This window comes from Nocardia sp. NPDC004722, from assembly GCF_053601505.1.
In genome coordinates this window covers 1-2,927 of record NZ_JBSGBY010000831.1, presented here as the reverse complement: position 1 = coordinate 2,927, position 2,927 = coordinate 1, and the positions used below count along the sequence as shown (strand labels likewise).

At 72.0% G+C, this 2,927-nt stretch carries 1 protein-coding gene; it reads right to left on the bottom strand.

What is annotated here, in order from left to right; translation table 11 throughout:
• Positions 1 to 2,910 (bottom strand): condensation domain-containing protein (locus tag ACWELQ_RS42645; protein WP_452402670.1); only part of this gene is annotated, 2,910 nt, incomplete at its 3' end.
• Between the last annotated feature and the right edge of the window lie 17 nt (positions 2,911 to 2,927).

Sequence of the window (2,927 nt, the reverse complement as noted above, 5' to 3'; positions counted from 1 at the left end):
GTAGACGCTGCGTCCCCAATCCCGCAGCAACGCCGTGCGTTCGGCGGCCGACAGCACGGCGACCTCGCGGACCGGCAGGCCGCACCCGCGGGCCAGCCCGCGCAGGACGACGGGCAGCCGTTCGGCGAGCGCCGCGACGGCGGCGTCGGCGAGCAGCTCCGGCCGGTACTGCAACCGGATGCGCAGGGTGTCCTGGTGAATCACGGTGCAGGACAGCGGGTAGTGGGTGGAGTCGTCGCCGCTCGCCCCGGTCAGCGTGAGGCCGCCCGTATCGGTGACCCGCGCCAGATCGCGCGCGTCGACCGGGTACGACTCGAGCACCATGGCGGTGTCGAACAGGGCGTCGCCTCCGGTGAGTTCCTGGATCTCGGTCAGTCCGAGGTGGTGGTGGTCGAGCAGGGCGGCCTGTTCGAGGTGCAGTCGCGTCCACAGCGCGGACACGGTCTCGGCGGGATCCAGCCGGACCCGGGCGGGGACGGTGTTGATGAACAGCCCGAGAGTGCGTGCGGCCGTGGCGAGTTCGGTGGGCCGTCCGGAGACGGTGGTGCCGAAGACGATATCGCTGTGGCCGGTCGACTGCGCCATCAGCAGCGCCCACGCCGACTGGAGAACGGTGTTGAGCGTCACCCCGGCGGCGGCCGCGGCGGCCACCAATTCCCGGGTGTCGGCGGCGTCGATCACCAGCGACCGTTCTGCCACCGTCACGGCGGCGGTGGCGGCCGGTTGGGCGAGCAGGGTGGGTTCGGCCCCCGCGAGCGCGGTCGACCAGGCGGCGCGCGCGGCCACCGTGTCCCGAGCGGCCAGCCAGGCCAGGAAGTCCCGGTACGAGCCGCCCGCCACGCCCGGGTCCATGCCGGTGGCGTAGCGGGTGAACAGCTCGGTGACCAGCAGCGGCCAGGACCAGCCGTCGAGGATGACGTGGTGATCGGTGAGGACCACCGCCCACCGGTCGGCGTCGAGTCGGATGAGGGTGCAGCGCAGCAGGGGCGCGGCCGCGAGGTCGAAGCGGCGGGCCTTCTCCGTGGCCGCCAGCTCCGCCAGTTCCGCCTCGGCGTCGGGACGGTCGCTCAGATCGATGACCTGCCAGGGTATTTCGACGCGCTCGCGGACGACCGCCAGGCTGATCCCGTCGCGCGTGGTGGGGTAGGCGGTCCGCAGTCCGTCGTTGTTCGCCGCCACGGCGGCCAGCGCGGCCCGCAGCCGTTCCGGGTCCAGCTCGCCGGACAGTCGCAGTATCACCTGCGCGGCATACACATCCGTGCTCGCGCTACTCGCGGCCAGCCGGGCGTGGAACAGCAGCCCGGCCTGGAGTGAGGTCACCGGCCAGACGTCGGTCAGGTCCGGGTACGCGCGTTCGAGGTCGGCGATATCGGCTTGCCGCAGCGCCACCAGGTCGAAGTCGGACGGTGAGTGCCCGCCCGCGCCTTCGGTGTCGACGTGCGCGACGAGGGCGGTCAGGGCCTCTGTCCAGAGCTGCGCGAGCTCTTCGACATCAGTCCGGGCGAGCAGGGTGCGCGGGAATCGGAGGGTCGCGCGCAGCCGGTCGTCGACGACCAGCGCGCTCACATCGACGGCCACCGTGACCGGCACGTCCGGATCGGCGGCCACCGCCAATTCGCCCAGCCCGCCGTCGATTCCGCCTGCGGCCTCGGTGCCCACGCGGCCGAGATAGTTGAAGCCGATCCGTCCCGGCATCCGATCCGGCAGGGCCGCGGCGGTCTCGGCGTTCAGGTAGCGCAGCAGTCCGTAGCCGATGCCCTTGTCCGGGATCGACCGCAACGTTTCCTTGATCGCGAACACGGCGTCCGCGACCGCGTGCTCGCCCCGCGCGACCGCGTCGAGATCGTGACCGCCGAGGTCGAAGCGCACCGGGAACATCGAGGTGAACCAGCCCACGGTGCGCGACAGGTCCGCGCCCGGCACCACTTGTTCCTCGCGGCCGTGGCCTTCCAGGCGCACCAGCACGCTCGGGTCGTCGAGTCCGCGCCGGGCGCGCCAGATCCGCACCGCCACGGTCAATCCCGCGAGCAGTCCGTCGTTCACGCCCGCGTGGAAGGCCGCCGGTAACCGGGTGAGCAGGGCCCGGGTCACCGCTTCCGGCAACTCCACCCCCACCTGTTCGAGGGTGGCGGCGGTGTCGATCGCGGGGTCCAGGTCGCGGCCGCCCCACAGCGGGTCGGTGCCCGCGATCATGGACTGCCACAGGCCCAGTTCCGCGATCCGCTCCGGTTCGCGTGCGGCGGTGACCAATCCGTGCGCCCATCGCCGCATCGAGGTGCCGCCGGGTTCGAGGGCCGGGGTACCGCCCTGCCTGACCTGTTCGAGGGCCGCGAGCAGGTCGGGTACCAGCACCCGCCACGACACACCGTCGATGACCAGGTGGTGGGCGACGATCAGCAGCCAGCCGGGTGTGCCGTCGGCGGGTTCGAGCAGGGTGAACCGGATCATGGTCCCGCCGCGCGGGTCCAGCCGGTCGAGGGCCGAGTTCAATTCCGCCGCAGCGATATCGGCGACGGGCCAGCGGCCGGTCGCGGTGTCGATCACGCGCCGCGTGACCACGTCCGCACCGCGCACAGTGCCTGGCTCAGTGATTTCCAGCGCCCATTCCCCGGTCTCGGTGACACGCAGGCGCGAACGCAGCATGTCGTGTCGATCCAGGACCGCGCTCACCGCCGCAGCGAGTTCCGAGGCCGCGACGGCATGCGGCAACCGCAAGGCCACATGCTGGTCGAAGCGGTCGAATCCGCTGCCCCACTCCACCATCCACCGCGCCACCGGCAGCAACGGCAGGTCCCCGACGCCGCCGCCGGGCAATTCCGCCAGCGTGGCGGGCAGGTCCGCGCCCTTGCCCGCGCCAACTCCCGAAAATTCCCCATCGCATGCGCCCGAATCACCAAATGCTGCCCCCACATCAACCCCCACGCCCC